At 58.8% G+C, this 20,838-nt stretch carries 21 protein-coding genes; 10 read left to right on the top strand and 11 right to left on the bottom strand.

Annotation, left to right across the window (positions count from 1 at the left end):
- The first annotated feature begins 25 nt into the window (after positions 1-25).
- Positions 26-1,339: an amidohydrolase gene (locus MPRO_RS22875; RefSeq protein WP_067298620.1), complete on the top strand. Its 1,314-nt coding sequence runs from the start codon at positions 26-28 to the stop codon at positions 1,337-1,339.
- 257 nt (positions 1,340-1,596) lie between these two features.
- A complete protein-coding gene (locus MPRO_RS22870) occupies positions 1,597-3,102 on the top strand; it encodes a fumarate hydratase (RefSeq protein WP_067298619.1) in 1,506 nt (501 codons plus the stop codon).
- Positions 3,103-3,281: 179 nt separating this feature from the next.
- Here MPRO_RS22870 and MPRO_RS22865 read toward each other — a convergent pair whose 3' ends face one another.
- Positions 3,282-3,611 carry a hypothetical protein gene (locus MPRO_RS22865; RefSeq protein WP_067298618.1) on the bottom strand — a complete coding sequence of 110 codons (330 nt, stop codon included), beginning with the start codon at positions 3,609-3,611 and terminating at the stop codon, positions 3,282-3,284.
- 172 nt (positions 3,612-3,783) lie between these two features.
- On the opposite strand from MPRO_RS22865, the gene MPRO_RS22860 reads away from it, so the two are divergent.
- Positions 3,784-4,230, top strand: a complete 447-nt coding sequence (locus tag MPRO_RS22860; RefSeq protein WP_067298617.1) for a flavodoxin domain-containing protein — start codon at positions 3,784-3,786, stop codon at positions 4,228-4,230.
- A gap of 54 nt (positions 4,231-4,284) precedes the next feature.
- On the opposite strand, the gene nfsA is transcribed toward MPRO_RS22860, so the two are convergent.
- Together nfsA and MPRO_RS22850 are read right to left on the bottom strand one after the other, a co-directional pair.
- The gene (nfsA, locus tag MPRO_RS22855) at positions 4,285-5,022 is read right to left on the bottom strand and encodes an oxygen-insensitive NADPH nitroreductase (protein ID WP_067298616.1); all 738 of its coding nucleotides are present in this window, start codon (positions 5,020-5,022) and stop codon (positions 4,285-4,287) included.
- A gap of 80 nt (positions 5,023-5,102) precedes the next feature.
- Positions 5,103-5,705 carry an alpha-ketoglutarate-dependent dioxygenase AlkB family protein gene (locus MPRO_RS22850; protein ID WP_067298615.1) on the bottom strand — a complete coding sequence of 201 codons (603 nt, stop codon included), beginning with the start codon at positions 5,703-5,705 and terminating at the stop codon, positions 5,103-5,105.
- A 266-nt stretch (positions 5,706-5,971) separates the two neighbouring features.
- On the opposite strand from MPRO_RS22850, the gene MPRO_RS22845 reads away from it, so the two are divergent.
- From MPRO_RS22845 to MPRO_RS22835, 3 genes are all read left to right on the top strand, one after another.
- On the top strand, positions 5,972-6,379 hold the full coding sequence (locus MPRO_RS22845) for a CBS domain-containing protein (protein ID WP_067298614.1): 408 nt from the start codon (positions 5,972-5,974) through the stop codon (positions 6,377-6,379).
- Between the two features lie 85 nt (positions 6,380-6,464).
- On the top strand, positions 6,465-7,691 hold the full coding sequence (locus MPRO_RS25345) for a DnaT-like ssDNA-binding domain-containing protein (RefSeq protein WP_067298613.1): 1,227 nt from the start codon (positions 6,465-6,467) through the stop codon (positions 7,689-7,691).
- Complete coding sequence (locus MPRO_RS22835; protein ID WP_245635186.1) at positions 7,609-8,412, top strand: replication protein P; 804 nt, start codon at positions 7,609-7,611, stop codon at positions 8,410-8,412. The genes MPRO_RS25345 and MPRO_RS22835 overlap by 83 nt, the downstream gene beginning before the upstream one ends.
- 18 nt (positions 8,413-8,430) lie before the next feature.
- Here the strand turns inward: MPRO_RS22835 and MPRO_RS22830 are convergent, their stop codons facing one another.
- From MPRO_RS22830 to MPRO_RS22815, 4 genes are all read right to left on the bottom strand, one after another.
- Positions 8,431-9,483, bottom strand: a complete 1,053-nt coding sequence (locus MPRO_RS22830; RefSeq protein ID WP_067298612.1) for a DUF3549 family protein — start codon at positions 9,481-9,483, stop codon at positions 8,431-8,433.
- Between the two features lie 74 nt (positions 9,484-9,557).
- On the bottom strand, positions 9,558-11,528 hold the full coding sequence (locus MPRO_RS22825) for a monovalent cation:proton antiporter family protein (RefSeq protein WP_067298611.1): 1,971 nt from the start codon (positions 11,526-11,528) through the stop codon (positions 9,558-9,560).
- Between the two features lie 327 nt (positions 11,529-11,855).
- Positions 11,856-12,182: a YqcC family protein gene (locus MPRO_RS22820; RefSeq protein ID WP_067298610.1), complete on the bottom strand. Its 327-nt coding sequence runs from the start codon at positions 12,180-12,182 to the stop codon at positions 11,856-11,858.
- Positions 12,179-13,537, bottom strand: a complete 1,359-nt coding sequence (locus MPRO_RS22815) for a class II 3-deoxy-7-phosphoheptulonate synthase (RefSeq protein ID WP_067298609.1) — start codon at positions 13,535-13,537, stop codon at positions 12,179-12,181. The genes MPRO_RS22820 and MPRO_RS22815 overlap by 4 nt, the downstream gene beginning before the upstream one ends.
- A 264-nt stretch (positions 13,538-13,801) precedes the next feature.
- Here MPRO_RS22815 and MPRO_RS22810 point away from each other — a divergent pair, with 264 nt between their 5' ends.
- Positions 13,802-14,191 carry a carboxymuconolactone decarboxylase family protein gene (locus tag MPRO_RS22810; RefSeq protein WP_067298608.1) on the top strand — a complete coding sequence of 130 codons (390 nt, stop codon included), beginning with the start codon at positions 13,802-13,804 and terminating at the stop codon, positions 14,189-14,191.
- Positions 14,192-14,361: 170 nt separating this feature from the next.
- Here the strand turns inward: MPRO_RS22810 and MPRO_RS22805 are convergent, their stop codons facing one another.
- The 3 genes from MPRO_RS22805 to MPRO_RS22795 all read right to left on the bottom strand — a co-directional run bounded on the left by MPRO_RS22805 (position 14,362) and on the right by MPRO_RS22795 (position 17,578).
- On the bottom strand, positions 14,362-15,276 hold the full coding sequence (locus MPRO_RS22805) for a LysR family transcriptional regulator (protein ID WP_067298607.1): 915 nt from the start codon (positions 15,274-15,276) through the stop codon (positions 14,362-14,364).
- 157 nt (positions 15,277-15,433) lie between these two features.
- Positions 15,434-16,339, bottom strand: coding sequence for an ornithine carbamoyltransferase (gene argF / locus MPRO_RS22800; RefSeq protein WP_067298606.1), 906 nt, complete (start codon positions 16,337-16,339; stop codon positions 15,434-15,436).
- 45 nt (positions 16,340-16,384) lie between these two features.
- Positions 16,385-17,578, bottom strand: a complete 1,194-nt coding sequence (locus tag MPRO_RS22795) for an aspartate aminotransferase family protein (RefSeq protein ID WP_067298605.1) — start codon at positions 17,576-17,578, stop codon at positions 16,385-16,387.
- A gap of 325 nt (positions 17,579-17,903) precedes the next feature.
- Here MPRO_RS22795 and grxD point away from each other — a divergent pair, with 325 nt between their 5' ends.
- Positions 17,904-18,242 (top strand): Grx4 family monothiol glutaredoxin, encoded by a 339-nt coding sequence (gene grxD, locus MPRO_RS22790; RefSeq protein WP_067298604.1) that lies wholly within the window; start codon positions 17,904-17,906, stop codon positions 18,240-18,242.
- Between the two features lie 97 nt (positions 18,243-18,339).
- Positions 18,340-18,942, top strand: a complete 603-nt coding sequence (locus MPRO_RS22785; RefSeq protein ID WP_067298603.1) for a peroxiredoxin — start codon at positions 18,340-18,342, stop codon at positions 18,940-18,942.
- A 116-nt stretch (positions 18,943-19,058) separates the two neighbouring features.
- Here the strand turns inward: MPRO_RS22785 and rnt are convergent, their stop codons facing one another.
- A complete protein-coding gene (gene rnt, locus MPRO_RS22780) occupies positions 19,059-19,715 on the bottom strand; it encodes a ribonuclease T (RefSeq protein ID WP_439646792.1) in 657 nt (218 codons plus the stop codon).
- Positions 19,716-19,937: 222 nt separating this feature from the next.
- Here rnt and MPRO_RS22775 point away from each other — a divergent pair, with 222 nt between their 5' ends.
- Positions 19,938-20,795 (top strand): flagellar protein MotY, encoded by an 858-nt coding sequence (locus tag MPRO_RS22775; protein ID WP_067298682.1) that lies wholly within the window; start codon positions 19,938-19,940, stop codon positions 20,793-20,795.
- Positions 20,796-20,838 lie beyond the last annotated feature (43 nt).

Genomic DNA, 20,838 nt, shown 5'->3' with positions numbered 1-20,838 from the left:
GCAGATGGCGCCCCGGGAGTCTGACATGTCACTACTACCCCCCTGCCCGGATACCGCGCTGATGCGGGAGTTGAGCGAAACGCGACGCGGTTTTCACCGTACCCCTGAGCTGTCCTGGACCGAGTATCTGACCACGGCGCGGCTTTGTGCCGAGCTCGAAGCCCTGGGCTTTGCGGTTGAGTGGGGACAGGCACTTTACGGCACACAAAGGCCCCCCAATCCACCGGATGGCGAAACCGATCGTCTCGCCTACGAACGGGCTCTGCAGGTGCTCGGTGCGGATAACCGCTATCTGCCGTCGATGCAGGGCAATCGCACCGGGTTGGTTGCAACGCTGGAGGGAGGCCTGGTGGCTGCGGAGCCAGGGCCGGTGTTCGGTTTTCGCTTTGATATCGATGCGCTGCCGGTCAGGGAAAGCCAGAATGCCGATCACCTGCCTGCGGCCGAGGGCTTTGCCTCTGAGCATGTTGGCATCATGCATGCCTGTGGTCATGACGGCCACCTGACCATTGGCCTTGGGCTGGCGCGTCGGCTGGCGGCCAGCCGCGCGCGCTGGACCGGCAAGGTGCATTTCTTTTTCCAGCCGGCCGAGGAGGTGGCCGGCGGTGGTGTACTGTTCGCAGGGCTGCCGCAGATGGCCGAGGTGAAACGCTTCCTGACGTTGCACCTGGGGATTGTCGATCGCTATCGAATCATCTTCGATGCCACCTGGATCGCGGCAAGAATCTACGATGTTGTGTTTCATGGCCGCGCCAGCCATGCCGGCAATGCGCCCCAGGACGGCCGCAATGCGCTGCTGGCGGCGTGCCAGGCTGTGCAGGGGCTCTATGGGCTACCGCGTCACAGCGCCGGTATGTCGCGGGTTAATGTCGGGCGATTTGCCTCGGACAATGCTCACAATGTGATAGCCGACGAAGTGCGCTTTCGCTACGAGGTGCGAGGAGCCGACAATGATATCTGCGACTTTATGGCCGCGGCGGCCGAGCAGGTGCTCGATGGTGCGGCCCGCATGAACGGCGTAACCTGGGAACGCCAGGTGTTCGCCGAATTCTCCAGCTACCCCAACAGCCGTGAGCTGGCCAAACAGGTCGCAGCTATGGCACTGGAAATAGGCCTGCCAGAGGCGCTGCTGCAGGACAGCTTTCTGGTTTCGGCCAGTGAGGATGCGGGATTTCTGATCCAGAAAGTACGCGAGCAGGGCGGCGAGGCGACCCATCTGATCCTGGGCTCGCCCGTCGGTGGCGGTCACCACTGCGGCACCTTTGATTTCGACGAACAGATGCTGGGCTGGGGCGTGCTGCTGTTTGAGCGCCTGGTACTGAGCAGCTCCCAGGCATAATCTTGCCTCCTAGGAATAATGTACTGACCTGCCTGGGGCCGGCTGGAGGGCTTAGCCCTCCCCCTGCTGATCCCGTGACCCGCTGTGCACACTTGTCGGGGGCCGCAACTCTCGTCTTTGGCTATTTGGTGTATAATCGCGCCGCGATACGATAAAGCAGGCCTCGGGGCCAGACCCCGTGAGCCCAAGCAGCCGAGAGGGATTCGCCCTGTAATAGAGCTGCAAACCAATGACCCTGAGCCAGACGGAGAGTCTCAATGAGCGTGATTCGCCAAGACGATTTCATCAGCAGCGTCGCAGACGCGCTGCAATTCATCTCCTACTACCACCCGATCGACTTTGTTCAGGGCGTGCATGAGGCCTACCTGAAGGAACAAAATCCGGCCGCCAAAGATGCCATGGCGCAGATTCTGATCAACTCCCGCATGAGTGCGGAAGGTCGCCGGCCGATCTGCCAGGATACCGGTATTGTGACGGTGTTTGTGAAGGTGGGCATGAACGTGACCTGGGACGCCACTATGGGCGTCACCGACATGATCAACGAAGGCGTACGCCGCGCCTATACCCACCCCGATAACGTGCTGCGTGCTTCCATTCTGGCGGACCCCGCCGGCAAGCGTCAGAACACCAAGGACAACACACCTGCGGTGATCCATTACGAAATCGTCGAAGGCGATGAAGTGGATGTGCAGATAGCAGCCAAGGGCGGTGGTTCCGAGAACAAGTCCAAGATGGTGATGCTTAACCCGTCCGACAGCATTGTCGACTGGGTCGTCAAAACCGTACCCACCATGGGGGCTGGATGGTGCCCGCCGGGCATGCTGGGTCTGGGCATTGGCGGCACGGCCGAGAAGGCCGCGGTACTGGCCAAGGAGTCTCTGATGGACTCTATCGACATTCATGAGCTGCGCGAGCGCGGCCCGCAGAACCGGGTTGAAGAGCTGCGTCTTGAAATCATGGATGCGGTCAATGCGCTGGGCATCGGTGCCCAGGGCCTGGGTGGCCTGACCACGGTGCTGGACGTCAAGATCAAGGATTATCCGACTCACGCGGCCTCCCTGCCGGTGTGCATGATCCCGAACTGTGCCGCTACTCGCCACACGCACTTCACCCTCAACGGCAATGGTCCGGCCATCCTGACGCCGCCGAGCCTGGAAGACTGGCCGCAGGTCACCGCCGAAGTGGGTGCCAACACGCGCCGGGTCAACCTGGATGGCATTACGCCGGAAGAAGTGGCCACCTGGAAAGTGGGTGAAACCGTACTGCTCAACGGCAAGATGCTGACCGGACGTGATGCGGCGCACAAGCGCATGATCGAAATGCTCAATCGCGGCGAAGAGCTGCCGGTCGACCTGAAGGGGCGCTTTATCTACTACGTAGGCCCGGTTGATCCGGTGCGTGACGAGGTGGTGGGGCCTGCAGGCCCGACTACGGCAACCCGCATGGACAAGTTTACCCGCCAGATCCTGGATCAGACCGGTCTGCTGGGCATGATCGGTAAGTCCGAGCGTGGCCCCATTGCGATCGAAGCGATCAAGGACTACAAAGCGGTTTACCTGATGGCCGTCGGTGGTGCAGCTTATTTGGTGTCCAAGGCGATTATTGGTGCCAAGGTGCTGGCCTTCGAGGAAATGGGCATGGAAGCGATCTACGAGTTTGACGTCAAGGACATGCCGGTTACGGTGGCGGTAGATGTGAACGGCGAGTCGGTGCACAACACTGGCCCCGCCAAGTGGAAAGAAATCATCGCCCGTTCCGCCTGATCCTGGCGACACAGATCAGGCCGGTCAGCACAGCGCTGTATTGATTCGCCGATCCGCCCATAAAAAAATCCGGAGTCCTGTTGGGGGCTCCGGATTTTTTACATATGCCTTTTGCAATTGCCTTTTGAGTCAGCTTTTATGCCTGGATGGGTGCCTTGCATGTTCGTGCTGGAGGTTGCTCAGACGCAGTCGTGCGCCTTTTCAATTTTTCGTTTGGCATCAAGATAGCGGGGCATGGGGCCTATATCTTCGTAAATCGGGTCGCCATCCTCCATGCGTATAATCTTGGAGCCTGGTCGATAGGGCATTTTTTCTTCCACTTCCATCAGAATGGTATGCAGCAGGGATGTGCAGACCTCTTCCCGGGTCAGGCCGAAAGCGCTGGCCATGGCTTCTATTCTGACGAGGTCCTCGCGGGCAAGGGTGACATTCAGATCGGTCAGGCTGCTTTCGTGCAGGGCTTTGCGTTCAAGCTCTTCGAGCAGGCGGGATACATGACTGACAGGCATTGGGCATCTCCTCGGGTGACTACAGTGTAAAAGCTAGCTCAGTCGCGGGGATTTGGCGAGTGGTTTTGTGCAGACTGCGGGCAGGTTCGACGGTAGTAAGCATGGTTTATATCATCCGCCATTTTCTCTAGAATGTTGCGTTTGCGAAATATTAACGGGGATCTGGCGGGTTATGGCGAATATCAAGATTTTGGTGGGATCCACTTTCGGCGCAACCCAGGAGATAGCTGAGGACTGTGCGGCGCAGCTCAATGCATTGGGCCATGCTGCCAAGGTGCTGCGTCAGCCGCAGTTTGACGATGTGGTGGCTGAGGATACCGAGGTGTTGCTGGTGTGTTCTGCCACTATTGGGCAGGGCGAAGTGCCGGAAAATCTGCTGCCGCTTTATCTGGAACTGCGTGATCGTTTTCCGTTGCTACCCAAGGTGGGCTTCGCCGTGATTGCCAGGGGGGATAGCTCCTACGATGACTTTGCCGAGGGCGGTCGCCAGATGGCTGACCTGCTGCGTGAACTGCAGCTGCGTGAACTGGTGTCACCGCTGTTTCTGGATGCCTGTGAAACCATGGATCCGGAAGCCGAGGTGGATGCCTGGATTCAGGGGCTGGCTGCGAAAATCTGATCAAGCATTAGCGGGAGTCGCAGTCAGCAAGCGGGTCCCGCCAATGCCGCTACATTACTTCTTCAGGAAGCCGCAGCGCTGCAGAAACGCCAGCATGTGCGGGCGCGCTTCCTTGATCAGCATGCCGGAAATCTGCTCGCTCCAGCTCACCACTTTGGCGGCTCCCGTGCGGCTGCGGTAGTAGGCGCGTATTTCATCATCGTACTTGGCAATGACCGCACTATCCTCGCTGTCGTCATAACGATCCTGTTTCAGCACCACTGACAGGGGCAGCCGTGGTTTGGATTCCGGATCCTGGTCGGGAAAGCCCAGACACATGCCAAATACCGGGTAGACCAGCTCCGGCAGTTCCAGCAATTCTGCGACCTCGGCGATTTCATTGCGCAGGCCCCCGATGTAGACGATCCCCAGCCCCAGTGACTCGGCGGCGATGGCCACGTTCTGTGCAAACAGGGCGGCGTCGGCGGTAGCGGTGATGAATTGCTCGGTAAAGCCGGACTGCATCTGGGCCTGGTGCATGTCGCAGGCCAGCTGGTGGCGCTTCATGTCGGCGCAGAACACCAGGAAGGTCGGAGCGGTGGCAATATAGGCCTGGTTACCGGCGCAGGCGGCAAGGCGCTCACGCTTGGCCTGGTCCTGAACCTGGATCACGGTACAGGCCTGCAGGAAGCTGGAGGTGGCGGCGGCCTGGCCGGCACGCACCAGTTCTTCTACGGTGTTCTGCTCGATAGGTTCAGCGGTAAACTTGCGGATGGAACGATGAGACTTGAGTAGTTCGATAACCTGATTCATGTAAGCGGATCTCCTTTGCAGCGGGCATTCTAGCGTCTTGGCCCCGCGGGCGTCACTGTCTGACTTGGGGCAATGGGAATTCAGCCAATGATGCAGCGAAATGTCAGGTTGAGGCGCGGCTCGCAGGTTCTGCGGGTGCGGGGCAGGGCATGTTGCCAGTGATGCTGGGTGCTAGCGCGCATTAGTAGCAGGGAGCCATTATCCAGCATCAGTTCGATCTTGGGCTGCTGTGGGTGCTGACGGTGGCGCAGTAAAAAGCGTCGTGGCTGGCCGAGACTGAGAGAGGCAATAACCGGGTTGGGTCCAAGTTCTGGCTCATCATCACTGTGCCAGCCCATGCTGTCGTTGCCATCGCGATAGAGATTGAGCAGAACACAATTAAAGTCGGCGGGCTCCAGCGCGCTAATACGTCGGCGCAGCTGTTCGATCAGCGGGTGCCAGGGGCCTGTTTCCAGCAGCAGGCCTGAGTAACGGTAGTGCAGGCCCGGCTCGCCCTGGAACTGCTGCAGACGCGGAATCGGATGTTCCCGGCCGAACAGCCGGATGCGGTCCTGGCGCCAGTCGATTTCCTGAGTCAGGCAGCTGAGTAGCTGTGCGCTCTGCTGCGTATCAACAAAGCCGCGCAGCAGCACCAGGTCTGCGCCCGGCGCCTGAATTTTTTGTATGCTTTGTTTCTCTTGCATGCCCGCTATCTCGGTCTCTTATGTGCAGCGCCTTTGGGCGCATTTTTGGTTGCGCTTTTATTGCCAGATGGTGGTCGTGGCGCCCGGGTGAGATCGCACTGCTACTGTATCAGGGCGGCTTAACTGTTAGAATCCGGCCTGTTTCGAATGCCCGATCGGTGGTGAGAGTCTGCTGGCTGCGACAGCCTGAACTACTATTCAGTCAGGTGACTGTGGCCGGATTGAATGATGGCGACAGTCTTGGGTTCTCGCAAGGAGATACGCTTATGCTCAGATCCGTCAAGGCATCGGATTACATGGCTCGGGATTTGGTGACATTCACACCGGACACCGATCTGTTTCAGGCCATACGCCAGCTGCTGGCGCGCAAAATCAGCGGTGCGCCTGTGGTGAATGCCGAAGGTGCGTTGGTGGGGGTACTGTCGGAGGTCGACTGCCTGCGGGCTATCCTGACCCTGACCTACCATGAAGAGGAATTTGGCGGTAAGGTCTCGCAGTACATGTCGAAGGATATCTGTACCATCGAATACGATGCCGATATCATCAAGGTCGCCGAGACCTTTATCAAGAATGGCATGCGCCGCCTGCCGGTGGTTCAGCACGGCAAATTGATCGGGCAGATCAGTCGGTGCGATGTATTGCGCGCCGTGGAAGTCTTTGCCCTGGATGGCTGAGTAGCCACTCTGCGCTGCAAGGATGTCGGGACGGCAGTTCACTGGGCGGATTCAAGCCTGGCCACCTTTATTACACTGGAGTCTCATGGGTTATCGCTTCCCGGAACAACCGATTCTGTTCTATCCCTCACTGGCAAGGCGCATTGGCAGTGATGAGGCCTTGCTGTTGTCGATTTATCACGACCGGGCCCGTAATGGTGGGCGTGCCGAGCCCTCTGAACTGGTACTGAGCCGTGCCCACTGGCTGAAAATCGCTGACTTTTGGGATGAAGACTACCTGCGCAGTGTCACAGAGAGTCTGGTGCGCCAGGGCTGTATCAGGGCCTCGGTCGGCAATGCGCTGGTGCGGCTAAGTCTGGAACCCCAGGATGTTTCCACGTCACGCGCAGAGGTACTGCCTGAAGCTGAAGAGGCGGCGATGGCTGCCCCTTTGATGGCAGAGCCTGTCGCCGCTAGCACATCTACCCACTCAGCCACAGCAGCGCCTCTGGCTGATAGTTTCAATACTGCAGATCGGGTGGATGAAGACTCAGTGCATGACGGACTCTTCGAAGAGTCCGTCCCGTTGCCGGGGCTTGACGCCGATACCGCCGCTCAATACATGCCTGGATCCCAACCCGCCCGTCATTCAGCGTCGTCACCACGCTGGGACGGTGCTGCTCGGGCTATCGAGCCGCACCGACAGCCGGTTATAGAACAGCGCAGAGAGCAGGGCAGAGAACAGACAGCCGCGCCCTATGCCGATCCTTATCCGGAGCCGAGCCGACAGGTCCCGCCCGGCCCCCAGGCTGATGCGCTCAGCCGGCTGGATGTACACGATACGCCGCCCCGCCCGTTGACGCGCCAGGCGTTGCGCGCGACGCCGCAAACCATTCAGGCGCGCGGGCCGGCGCCGACCTTTGGCGGTGCCAGTGGCTGGCGGCGGCACAAGGATGAACTGCAGGTGCTGTTCGAGCAGCATGAAGAACGCAATCAGCAGCTTAAGCCCATGCAGCTCGGCTGGCAGCCCTCTGAAACCTTCTTTGCGCTGCTGCCAAGGCACAATATTACGGTTGAGTACGCCGAGGGTCTGCTGGATGAGTTTGTGCTCTACTGGCTCGACAAGGACCGCAAGGAAACCAACTGGGATCAGAAATTTCTCGCCTGGGTGAAACGGGAATGGGTACGCAAGCAAACCCGTGACGGCCGGGATTCCGGCGCCGACAAAGAGCGACAGACAGGTTTTAAAAATGAAAACACCCGCCGAGATACTCGGGAAAAACGCAAACAGGTTACCGCAGCAATCATGGACATCCGCGACACCGACTGGTAATCGTGGCGCCGGTGAGAGCGATGCAGGCCCCTTGCCGCTGGAAACCAAGGCGCTGGTGAACATGCTGTTTGCGCGCTTTATGGCGATTTATGGCCACAAGTTCAAGAGCTGCTTTGAAACCCAGGATGAGATCCGCATCGCCAAGCGCGAGTGGGCGTTGAGCCTGCGGGGTTACGGCGAGCGCGAACTGGTGTCGGCTATCGACCACTGCAAGGAGCAGCTGGCCTGGATGCCCACCATCTCTGAGTTCCTCAAAATTCTGCACGAGCAGGAAGGGAATTTCGGACTGCCCGGCGTGCTGAGGGCCTACGAGGAGGCGTGCATGCATGCCGATCGCCCGACGCGCCATGAGTGGTCTCATCCGGCGGTGTATCAGGCCGGGCGTGCAACTGGCTGGTTCCGGCTGCGCGCCGAAGAGCAGCGCCGGGTACTGCCTGATTTTCGCTACAACTATGAAGTGATGTCGCGCCGGGTACGTGAGGGTGAAGACCTGAGCGTGGCGGTGGCGGTGGGTTTGCCCGATGGGCGCAGCAATACGCTGGTGGCCTTTATTCAGCGCTGGGGCGAAGAGCAGGAACTGGCGCCTGAAGTGGCAGCGTCACTGCTGTACTACCTAACCAAACCCAAAGGCTCGCGCGTGCGAGACCTGTATCGCGGTGCGTCCGAGAAAAAGGTGCAGCAGCTGGGTCTCAGCCTCGAGCTGCCGCTGGATTACCAGTAACGCCCAGGTTCTGGCTACCTATACGCCGGGCTCATTGGAAAAGTTGCTTCCAAACATGGCGCCGATTGCCGCCGACAGGGTTTCGCTGCGCTCGGGATTGCGAAACGCCTGCATGATGGGACGGCGCAGTGCCGGCATGAACATTAGATCGGCCATAATGCGCGAAAACCCGCTCTGACCCGTTTCCCCCGCCGCCAGGCGTTCCAGAAAAGCCTGCAGTAGTGCAGGGTCTTTGAGGCTCTCGCAGCAGCGGGTTGCAATCGCTACCAGTACTTCCGTTTCCAGTGAGCGATCACTGGCCAGTATCCGGCTCAGCCAGGCCTGTCTGTGGGTGTCGCTGGAGCTGTTGGACAGCGCCCGTACCAGCGCAGCCAGCATTCCCTGATCATCCCCGTGCTGTTCCAGGCACTGATCAAGGCGAGGCTGCAGCGCCTGAATCAGGCGGTGGCTCGGCTCAACATGCTCCAGTGCACAGCATAGCGCCTGCAGGGGTTCGTCGGGCAGCTGCGCCAGGGCGCTGATGAGCAGGGTCTCGTTATTACCCTGCTCAAGGCGCACCACCATATCGGCGATGCCCTGCAACCCCAGGTTCGGCCACAGATCAAACCCAAGCTGGCCGGCAAAATAGTGTTGTGCATATTCGTAGTGCCGGGACGCGGGCAGCCCCAGTACGCGGTTGGCATGGGCGTGAAAAATGGCCATTTTTTCGGCATCGGGCTTGAACGAAAAAGGGTTGTCCTTGAGCGCATCGGGGCCGCCATCGAGCAGGCCGCTGATGTTTTGCAGCAGGCGTTGCAGCAGGTCGTCCCGCACGGCCTGAATCAGGAAGCCCTGCTCATCCAGCGGCAGCTTGAGAAACCAGACGGCATTGCGTTGGGGCTCCTTGGGGTGCCACAACAGCAGGCCGACCCAGGCGTGGTGCAGATAGGGTTGCGGATAGGCGATCTGCCCCTGCTCGACACGGCCAAAAACCTCAGCCGACACTTTGCTGACCCGTCGGCCCATGTCAAACAGGCGACAACGCGCGCCTGTCTGGTGAATCAGGTCCAGTAGCGATTGAATAGGGTCCACAGTGCTGTCCTCGGGTCCGGTGCATCAAGGGGGCGGATTTTACCAGCCCCGCAAGGGTGAGGACAGCGAGGATCTCAACCTGCCAGCAGTATGGCCTCGGCCCGCTCCACCAGGCTGACGCTGCCGCGCAGAATCACGATGTCGTTATCCTGCAGTTGTGTATCAATGTCGACGGCGCTGAGCAGCTCATCGCCACGGCGTATGGACTCTACCTCGGCCTTGATTTGTAGCTCACGCAGGCTGTGGCCGGCGCCGTGGCAACCGGGTGAGAGTACCACCGGGTGCAGCACTTCGGCCTGGGCGCCACGGTGGTCAAGCTTGCGGGATTGGCCGCCATGGTAGTAGCCATGCAGCAGGCGGTAGCGCTCCTCGCGCACGCGGTTGATGCGTGACTCTATGGCGTCGCGGGGAATGTCGAGCAGCGTCAGTACGTGGGAGACCAGCATCAGGCTGCCCTCTAGCGCTTCGGGTATAACTTCGGTGGCACCTGCGTCCTGCAGCTCCTGCAGGCGGCTGTCATCCTGGGTGCGCACCAGCACCGGCAAGTCCGGGAAATGGTGCTTGAGGCCATGCAGGGCGGTCAGGGCATCGCTATCACTGGGGAAGGTGAGAATCAGTAGCCGGGCCCGGCTTGAACCCAGGGTTTTCAGCAGATCGGTGCGCCTGGCGTCGCCATAATAGATGCGTTCGCCCGCCGCCGCCGCTTCCTGCACGCGCACCGGATCACTGTCGATGGTGATATAGGGGATCTGCAGTGGTTGCAGGAAGCGGGTGATAACCTGGCCGACCCGGCCATAGCCGCAGAGGATGACGTGGTCGGACAGCTCTTCCAGGTCTTCCGGCAAGGGTGCGTTACGGGCCGGCACTGTGGCGTCCCTGGCGGGTCTGTGGATGCGCCGACTCAGGCTGGCGCTAAAGCGAATCAGCAGGGGCGTGCACAGCATGCTGAGAATAATAATGGCTACCACCTGGGCGTTCAGTTCGCTGCTGATCAGCTGGTGGCTTGAGGCCAGGGTGAGCAGGGCGAAGCCAAATTCCCCGCCCTGGGCGAGGCAGATTCCGGCGCGCAGCGCATTGCTCATGTCCCGTTGCAATAGCCAGGCCGCCAGTGCAATCAGGCTGGCCTTGAGCAGCAAAAGGCCCAGCGTCAGCAACAGTACCCAGTGTCCGTTGTGCGCCAGTGCGGCCAGGTTCAGCTGCATGCCCACCGAGACAAAGAAGAGCCCCAGCAGCACATCGCGGAAAGGCCGGATATCGGCTTCAAGCTGATGGCGGTAGCGGCTTTCGCCCAGCATCATGCCGGCGAGAAAGCCGCCGAGCGCCATCGACAGGCCGGCGGCATGGGTGAGCCAGGCGGCGGTGAGGGCTGCGACCAGGGTGGTCAGCACAAAGAGTTCGTCCGAGCGGGACTTGGCAACCTCGTTGAGCAGGCGCGGCAGCAGGGTGCGGCCAAACAGGAGCAGGGCGGCCAGGATTGCGGCGCCCTGCAGCAAGGTGGGAATAAGGCTGTGCAGGTTGATGGAGGTATGATCGCTGGCGAGAGTTGGCACCAGAATAAGGAAAAAGACCGCCGCCAGGTCCTGGAAGATGAGTATGGCCACCGACAGGCGGCCGTGGGGCGCATTGATCTCGCTGCGCCGGATCAGTTCGCGGGTGACGATGGCGGTGGATGATAGCGCCAGGGCGCCGGCGACGACCAGACCTGCGGCAAAGGGCAGGCCGGCGAGCATGGCCAGCCCCATGATCAGGGCGGTGGTGCCCAGTACCTGGATGGAGCCCAGGCCAAATACCGTGCGGCGCATGGCAATCATGCGGGGCAGGGAAAATTCCAGCCCTAGCATGAACAGCAGAAAAACGACCCCTAGCTCACTGAGCAGGGCAATGCTTTCGTCGTTGCTGACCAGCCCCAGCGCGTAGGGTCCCAGCAGGCTGCCGACGCAGAGATACGCCAGTATGGGCGGCAGGCCGATACGGCGAAACAGGCTTATGACCACCACGGCGGCAGCAATGATGGTCAGAAACTGATGGAAAAATCCCTGTTCCATGGATGTCAGTTCCGTCACTGGAAGCGAATAGGAGTCATACCAGACCCGGGGACAGGTCTGATATGGCGGCAGGTCTGATTGAGCATCGGAGCTTGGGTGTTAGCAGCCTGTCGGGCTTGGCCGATCGTAGCGAGGGAAAGATCGATTTGCGGCAGTTTTTGAGCTCTTTTGAGGCGAATAGTGGTTCTATTTAACACTTGGAACGCAGTGTAAAGAACCGCTTTAGCGGGGTCGCAGACCGAGGAGCCTGTGACGAGTAAAAAAGAGTACATAAAATGACCAAGCTCGGCTTTTCCGCAGTAGATCAGTGGTAAGTTCGGCAGGCTGCTAGTGCACCAGGCGCAGGGTGCTGTCGATCTGACGGATCAGGTCAAGCAACACTGCGGTATCTGCATTGATGCCTTTGAAGGCTTCTTCGGCCATGGCGGCGATGTCACTGTTACCGGGCAGGGTGCGCTGCTGCTGAATCATCGCATCGAAGCGAGGAATCATGACCCACTGCAGCCATTCGCTGAACGCCAGGCTGTCGACGCAGAAGGGTTCGATGCTGTTCAGTGCTTCGCTGCTGGGGGCGTTCTGCTGCCAGAGTTGCAGCGTTTGCAGCTCCTGTTCGAGTTGGCGCAACAGCAGGTTCAGTTGCTGTGGGCGGGTCACCGGTTTGAGCTCCGGGCGTGCTTGAGGGTATCGGCTATCATGAAGGCCAGCTCAAGTGCCTGCTCGCCATTGAGGCGCGGATCGCACTGGGTCTGGTAACGATCAGCCAGACCTTCTTCAGTGATCTGGAAGGCGCCGCCAACACATTCGGTGACATTCTGTCCGGTCATTTCGAAATGCACACCGCCGGCGTGGGTGCCCTCGGCGTTGTGAACCTCGAAGAAGCCCTTGATTTCGCGCAGTATGGCCTCAACGCTGCGGGTTTTGTAACCGCTGGATGCCGTGGTGGTGTTGCCGTGCATCGGGTCCGAGCTCCAGATCACGGAGCGGCCGGCGAGCTGTACGGCACGTACTAGCGGGGGCAGCTTCTCGGTGATTTTGTCGGCTCCCATGCGGGCGATCAGTGTGATGCGTCCTGGCAGGTTTTGCGGGTTGAGAATATCCAGCAGGCGCAGCAGGTCATCGGTATGGGTACTCGGACCCACCTTGATGCCGATCGGGTTTTTCACGCCGCGCAGGAACTCCACGTGGGCATAATCCGGCTGGCGGGTACGGTCGCCGATCCACAGCATGTGGGCCGAGCAGTCGTACCAGTCATTGGTTTGACTGTCGCGCCGGGTGAGGGCTTGTTCGTAGCCCAGCAGCAAGGCCTCGTGGGAGGTGTAGAGCGAGGTTTCCTTGATCTGCGGAGTGTTCTGGGCGTGGACACCGCAGGCTTCCATAAAGGCCAGGGTCTGGTCGATCTGATCGGCCAGGTGCTGGTATTTTTCACCCAGTGGGCTTTTTTCCACGAAGCTCAGGTTCCAGCGATGCACCTGATGCAGGTCGGCAAAGCCACCCTGGGCGAAGGCGCGCAGCAGATTCAGGGTGGAGGACGACTGGTGATAGGCACGCAGCAGTCGTTGCGGATCCGGGGTGCGGGCCGCTGCGGTGAACTCGATATCATTGATGATATCGCCGCGGTAGCTTGGCAGTTCAATGCCCTCGCGTGTTTCCATGTCGGTGGAGCGGGGCTTGGCAAACTGGCCCGCCATGCGGCCTATCTTGACCACAGGGCAACTGCCGGCAAAGGTCAGTACCACCGCCATTTGCAGCAATAGCTGGAAAGTGTCCCGAATCTTGTTGGCGTTGAACTCGGAGAAACTCTCGGCACAGTCGCCACCCTGCAGCAAAAAGGCACGGCCTTCGGCAACGTTAGCCAGCTGCGTGTGCAGTGAGCGGATTTCACCGGCAAAAACCAGCGGCGGCAGCGCACTCAGTTCGGCTTCCACGGCGCTAACGGCTGTTGAGTCTGTATAGGTCGGCTGCTGCACGATGGGCTTTTCGCGCCAGCTGCTGGGGCTCCAGTCTTGCATGGTATTTGATTCTGTCTGATGTCAATTTAGAGGAAGGCAACAGTGTACGGGATCATCGACAAGAAACAAGGCCCGCCGTGGCTTTGAGGCCTGTGCCGACGCTGGTTTTGGGGCGGTCGAAGGGCATTTTTTCGCGTCGGTTAGCGTCGAAAGTACATGGCATTTTATGAGGGTGGCGCGTTACTCTAGCTTGAGTTGGCTGCTCGGTAGGCCTATCTTCAGGCCTTTGCTATCGGGTGTTAACAACAGTCTGGAGAGAGCGCTGTGTCTAGGGACGATTGGGAAAAGGGCTTGCGGGTACGCACCGAAGTTATGGGTGAGGAGTTTGTCAGCCGGGCGCTGGAGGGTGCCAGTGACTTTACCCGGCCGATGCAGGACTGGCTGAACGAGCACGCCTGGGGTTCGACCTGGCAGCGCGAGGGGTTGCCGCGCCAGACCCGTAGTCTGGTGACGATTGCGATGCTGGCGGCGCTGAAGGCGCCCACCGAGCTGAAAGGGCATGTGCGGGGCGCGTTGCGCAATGGCTGCACTGTGGCCCAAATACAGGAAGTGCTGCTGCAATCCCTGATCTACTGCGGTGCACCAGCGGCACAGGAGGCCTTTCGTGCGGCCCGCGAGGCGATTGAAGACTGGGAATCAAACGGCGGCAATTAGCAGCCTGTCGGACTTGACCGATCGTAGCGAGGGAGAGTCCGTTTTGAGGCAGTTTTTGAGCTCTTTTGAGACGAATAGTGGTTCTATTTAACAAAAAAGAGCGCGGAAAATGACCCAAATCGGATTTTCCGCAGTAGATCAGTGTTAAGTCCGACAGGCTGCTAGCAGCCTCAGGCGGTCTTGATACCGCTGAGGTTGCGGAACGAGACTTCCTTGGCGGTGTTAAGGAAGTCCACCATGAACTCGGAGGATTTCTGGTCTTCACGAATGGCCGCGTAGAGAGTACACCAGACGCCCTTGTCACCCAGCGGGCGGGCGGCGATATAGTCGCGCTCCAGGTATTCGTGAATCGCCCAGTTGGGCAGTGCCGAGACACCACGGCCACTGGCGACCAGCTGCAGGATCATCACAGTCAGCTCGGCGGTGCGAATTTCTGCCGGGTCAACGCCGGCCGGATCCAGAAAGTGGTTGAAGATGTCCAGTTTTCCATGATCCACCGGATAGGTGATCAGGGTTTCCTGGCTCAGGTCTTCGGCATGTATATAGCGGCGCGCCACCAGGCGATGCTGTTTGGCGATGGCCAGCACCGATTCGTAGCTGAACAGCGGAATATAGATGATGCCGTTGCGGGTTTCGGGGTCCGAGGTGATTACCAGATCGAGGTCGCCGCGGGCCAGGGCCGGCAGTGGCTGAAAGCTGAAGCCGCTCGACAGGTCCATTTCGACTTCAGGCCAGTGCTGGCGAAAGTGATCAATAGTAGGCATTAGCCATTCAAAGCAGCTGTGGCACTCGATGCAGATATTCAGTCGTCCGGCTTCGCCTCCCGCCAGGCGGGCAATATCTCGCTCGGCATTGCGAATCATGGGTAGTACATCATCGGCCAGGGCTAGCAGGCGCTGGCCCGACGAGGTAAAACAGATGGGCTTGGTTTTGCGGATGAACAGCGAACAGCTTAGCCGCTCTTCAAGGTCCTTGATCTGATGGGAAAGGGCTGATTGAGTCAGGTGGACCCGCTCAGCGGCTTCGACCAGGCTGCCGGCGTCGCGCAGGGCCGCCAGAGTCTTGAGATGCCTTAGTTCCACCATGCCTGGTACCCATCCTGAATGAAATAAACGAAATTATAGCGGTAAACGCGGTGGTCCGTCGGGTCGCTATGGCGAACCTGAGCCAATTTGGGGATAAATGGCGCGAAATGTCGTATCGGCGGGTGCAGAGTGTGCGGCCCGCCGATACGTTTGGGGGCTACTTGACCAGCAGGAATTCCAGCAGCGCCTTTTGCGCGTGCAGACGGTTTTCTGCTTCGTCGAAGACGATGGAACGGGGGTCATCCAGCATGTCTTCGCTGATTTCCTCGCCCCTATGGGCGGGCAGGCAATGCAGGAAGACGGCGTCCGGGTTGGCCAGATCCATCAGTGCTGGGCTTACCTGGAAACCGACAAACTTGCGCTCGCGCATGCGCTGCTCGTCTTCCTGACCCATGGATGCCCAAACATCGGTGGCGATCAGGTCGCTGCCGCGCACTGCTTCCTGGGGATCGCGGAACAGCTGAATGCGGTCACCATGCTCCTCCAGCAGCGACTGCATGGGTTCAAAGCCTTCCGGGCAGCAGATGTGCAAGCGGAAATCCAGCAGGGCAGCGGCATTGATGTAGGAGTTGCACATGTTGTTGCCGTCGCCGATCCAGACCGCAGTCTTGCCCTGTATCGAGCCGCGATGCTCGTGGTAAGCCTGCATGTCGGCCAGCAGCTGGCAGGGATGATAGTCATCCGTGAGAGCGTTGATGACCGGTACCCTGGAGTACTGGGCGAAGGTTTCCACGGTTTCGTGGCTGAAGGTGCGGATCATGACCACATCCACCATGCTCGAGATCACCCGGGCACTGTCTTCGACCGGCTCACCACGACCCAGCTGGGTATCCCTGGAAGAGAGGAACATGGCGTGGCCGCCCAGCTGTGCCATGCCGGCTTCGAAAGATACACGCGTGCGCGTCGAGGCCTTTTCGAAAATCATGGCCATAACGTGGTTCTGCAGCGGCTCGTAAACGACGCCGTCATTGCGCATTTGTTTCAGTTCGCCAGCCCGCACGATGAGCTTTTTCAGCTCATCGGAGGACAGGTCTTTAAGTGTTAAAAAATGTCTCGTACTCATAGGTAGTATCTGCTTAAGCAGGTCCTCTGAGAGCGGTGATCGAGGTTAGATTTCCCGCTCGTCAGCCGCGTATATCTGAATTAGTTTTGACAGCGTGTTAACCAGCAGGTCTGCTTCGCTATCGCTCATAATCAGGGGCGGTAGCAGTCGCACAACGCGGCCGCCACCGGTTACATTTAGCAGGATGCCCTTGACCTTGGCCAGTACGGCAAGCTCGGAACCTGCTTCTGTCAGCTCGATGCCGATCATCAGACCTTTATTGCGGATTTCCCGAATGTAGTCTGAATCACCCAGTTGTTCGCGAAAACCGTCGCAGATGCGCTTGCCCAGATCTTCGGCGCGCTGGCAGAGGTTGTCGTGCTGAATGGTATCAACCACGGCCAGAGCCGCGGCACAGGCCAGCGGGTTGCCGCCGTAGGTTGAGCCATGGGTGCCCGGAGACAGAATAGTGGCAGCTTTGCCGGCGGCCAGACAAGCACCAATTGGCACGCCGTTGCCCAGACCTTTGGCTGTTGTGACCACATCCGGCAGGATGGCGTTGTGCTGATAAGCAAAGTACTTGCCAGTACGGCCGTTGCCGGTCTGAACTTCGTCCAGCATCAGCAGCCATTCGTGTTCATTACAAATGTCGCGCAACTGGTTGAGGTAGTTGGCGGCAGGAATGCGAATGCCAGCTTCGCCCTGCACTGGCTCCACCAGGATGGCAACCACGTTGGGATTGTTGGCAGCGATGGTGCGAATGGCGTCGACATCGTCGTAGGGTGCGCGTACAAAGCCGCTGACCAGAGGTTCAAAACCCACCTGTACAGCCCGGTTGCCGGTGGCGCTGAGGGTGGCAAGGGTGCGGCCGTGGAAGGAGTTTTCCATGACGATAATGGCCGGGTTGTCGATACCTTTCTGGTGGCCGTAGCGGCGTGCCAGCTTGATGGCAGCTTCGTTTGCTTCGGCGCCGGAGTTGCCAAAAAACACGCTGTTCATGCCGGAGATGGCACACAGGCGTTCGGCCAGACGTTCCTGCAGCGGAATGGTGTACAGATTCGAGGTGTGAATCAGGCGGGAGGCCTGTTCGCTGATGGCGTGGGTGACAGCCGGATGGCTGTGGCCCAGGCCGCACACGGCGATGCCGGATAGCGCATCCAGGTATTTGTTGCCGTCCGTGTCATACAGCCAGGCGCCTGCGCCGTGGTCGAAGGCAACCGAGAGCCTGTTATATGTATTCATGATAGGCGTAGCTGCCATGTTCGTGCTCCCTACAACGCAAAAAGGCAGCCCGGGCTGCCAAACAAAAGAAAGGCATTCTATTGACTGGCATTCATTTTGGCAATGGGAGTCGTACGTGTAGAAAACTGCGGCGGCAGTCTGTAAGGGGTAATGCGTAAAAAACGCGCATTGGCAGGGTTGAAAAGTTGGGCCTTGGGCGCAATATAATAGCCTGTGTCAGGTGGTCAGAAACCGGCGTTTGGGTGTTTTTTACCTGACTCTTTTGCTCGGATATATGGTAGGCTGATACAAGGCGTTCGCGCACGGCGGACTAGAGTTTCACCGTAGTTTTAAGGGTGTATCAATGAGTGTGATCGATACTATCAAAGAGCAGGTCGAGAAAAATACCATCCTGCTTTATATGAAGGGCACGCCGCGTTTCCCGCAATGTGGTTTTTCATCTCGTACAGTTGAGGCTGTGATGAACTGTGGCGAGCGCTTTGCGTTCGTGAACATTCTGGAGAATCCTGAAATTCGTGCCGAGCTGCCCAAGTATGCGAACTGGCCGACCTTCCCGCAGTTGTGGGTTAATGGTGAGCTAGTGGGCGGTTGCGACATTGTCTGCGAAATGGCTGCTAATGGTGAGCTGGAAACGCTGATCAAGCAGGCCGCGGCGAACCAGGCTCCTGAAGAAGAAGCCTGAGTTAATACAGTATTTATTCTTTCGGCGTGATCGCGTACAGCGGTCACGCCGAAGTTTTTAAGCGTTGACATACGACGACAAACGGAGAAGAGAAGCAATGGGCGTACTAGTTGGCAAGCAAGCACCGGACTTTACCGCAGCGGCTGTTCTGGGTAACGGCGAGATCGTTGATTCCTACAACCTGAAAGAAGCCATCAAGGGCAAATACGGCCTGGTTTTCTTTTACCCGCTGGATTTCACTTTCGTTTGCCCGTCTGAGCTGATCGCTCTGGATCACCGTGTTGCGGCATTCAAAGAGCGTAACGTTGAAGTTATTGGTGTTTCCATCGATTCCCAGTTTTCGCACAACGCATGGCGCAACACCCCTGTTAACCAGGGTGGTATCGGTCCTGTGAAGTACACTCTGGTAGCTGATATCAAGCACGAAATCTGCAAGGCGTACGACGTTGAGCACGCTGATGGCGTTGCATTCCGTGGCGCTTTCCTGATCGATCAGGAAGGTAATGTGCGTGCACAGATCGTCAATGACCTGCCGCTGGGTCGTAATATCGACGAGCTGATCCGTCTGGTTGACGCGCTGCAGTTCCATGAAGAGCACGGCGAAGTTTGCCCTGCTGGCTGGAACAAGGGTGACAAGGGCATGAACGCTTCCCCGGAAGGCGTTGCTGCTTACCTGGCTGAAGAATCTGGCAAGCTGTAAGCCTGCCTGCTGTAAGGGTCAACTCCTCTGGAGTGGGCTCTGCAAATATGAAAAACCCGTCTTAGTGACGGGTTTTTTACGTTTGGGTGCGGGGTTGCTGCTAGTCCGGCAGGCTGCTAATCGTCGTACTGACGGCTTTCCAGTACCATGTCCCAGCCGCCCAGATCCTTCCAGCGATTGACTATGGAGCAGAACAGTTCCGCGGTCTTGACGGTGTCGTAGAGCGCGGAGTGGGCTTTTTTGCCATCGAAATCAATGCCCGCTACGTCGCAGGCTCTTGCCAGGACTGTCTGTCCATAGGCGAGCCCTGCCAGGGTGGCGGTATCGAAGGTGGAAAATGGGTGGAAGGGGTTGCGCTTGGCGTCGGTGCGACTGGCTGCCGCCTGAATAAAGCTATGGTCAAAGGCGGCGTTGTGGCCGACCAGAACCGCGCGCTTGCAGTTATGTGCCTTGATTGATTTGCGAATGGGCTTGAAGATGTTTTCCAGCGCCAGGGTTTCAGGGATGGCGTTGCGCTCCGGGTCGAAGGGGTCAATGCCGGTGAAATCCAGTGCGGACTGCTCCAGATTGGCGCCCTCAAACGGATCAACCGCTTCGTCGAAGCTTTGGTCGATCATCAGATAGCCGTTTTCGTCCATCGTCAGAGTGACGGCGGCGACTTCCAGAAGGGCGTCGGTGCGGGAGTTGAAGCCGGCCGTTTCAACGTCAATAACGACGGGCAGAAAGCCGCGAAAGCGGTCTGCCATCAGTTGCGGAATGGTGCTGTTGCTCAAGAGGAGTCCTTAATTGCCGGGCGTGCAGTCGGTGAGTAAGGCGCTATTCTAGCAATCTAGGCGCGCGGCCTCCATTGCTGAACGCATATTCCCGTAGAGTCGTGGCTGTTAAGAGTATATGTTTGTATCCTCGCAGGTCTTTTGTCGGGCTGCGTGCTAAAGGAAACGGGGTTTGGGTCGATACACTTGGGTGTGTCCGGGTTCGCGGTTGGGGTGATAAATTTGCTGTGCAGACTTTCGTTGCTATTGCTTGTCTGGCTGGGTGCCGAAACTGCCCTGGCGGTCACCTATCGGGCTGCGATTGACGATTCGCGCTGGGAGTTGGAGTCATCCAAATTTAGCTGCCGCCTGAGTCAGGCAGTGCCTGCGTACGGGCGCGCGCTGTTTGAGCGCGAGGCGGGCGAGGACGTGCGATTTAGTCTGCGGGCTGTTGAGCAGGTGAGTGCTTCTGCGCAGGCGTTGCTGGTGGCCGAGGCGCCGCCCTGGCGGCCGGGTATTGCGCCGCAGATGATCGCGACGCTCAAGGTGGATGCGGTCAGTGGCGACATTGATGTCGAGCCAGGATACGCCCGGCAGATGCTGGCGTTTCTGTATAAGGGGTTGGTGCCCACCTTTACTCGCTCGGACTGGCAGGGGACTGCGGAGGCACTGCGGGTTGGGGTGTCAGCGGCGAATTTTGGTTCGGCCTATCAGGACTACAGCGGCTGCGTCGAGGGTTTGCTGCCGGTGAATTATCGTCAGGTGGCACGCACGGCGGTGCTGTTTCCGCCGGCGACCTATGTACTATCTGATTCGGCGCGGGCGCGGCTCGACCTGATCGCGCTCTATGTTTTGCATGATGACAGCGTGCAGTCGGTCTACGTTGATGGTCATTCGGATAATCTGGGTCGGCGTCTGCTGAATCGGGATTTATCGAAGAAGCGGGCCGAGGCTGTCGCCGAGTATCTGAAGGTTAAGGGCATGGATGAATCCATGATCACAATGCGCTTTCATGGCGAGCGTTATCCGGTGGTGCCCAATAATTCGGCGGCTAACCGGGATCGTAACCGCCGCGTCACTATCCGCCTTGAGCGTGAATAGCCTTCTGAGTCCCGTGCTTTGCTGATATAATACTGCGTTTTTT

The organism is Marinobacterium profundum (genome assembly GCF_001528745.1).
Classification (GTDB): domain Bacteria; phylum Pseudomonadota; class Gammaproteobacteria; order Pseudomonadales; family Balneatricaceae; genus Marinobacterium_A; species Marinobacterium_A profundum.
Note: the sequence above shows the minus strand (reverse complement) of the source record. Positions and strands in the feature narration are given on the sequence as shown.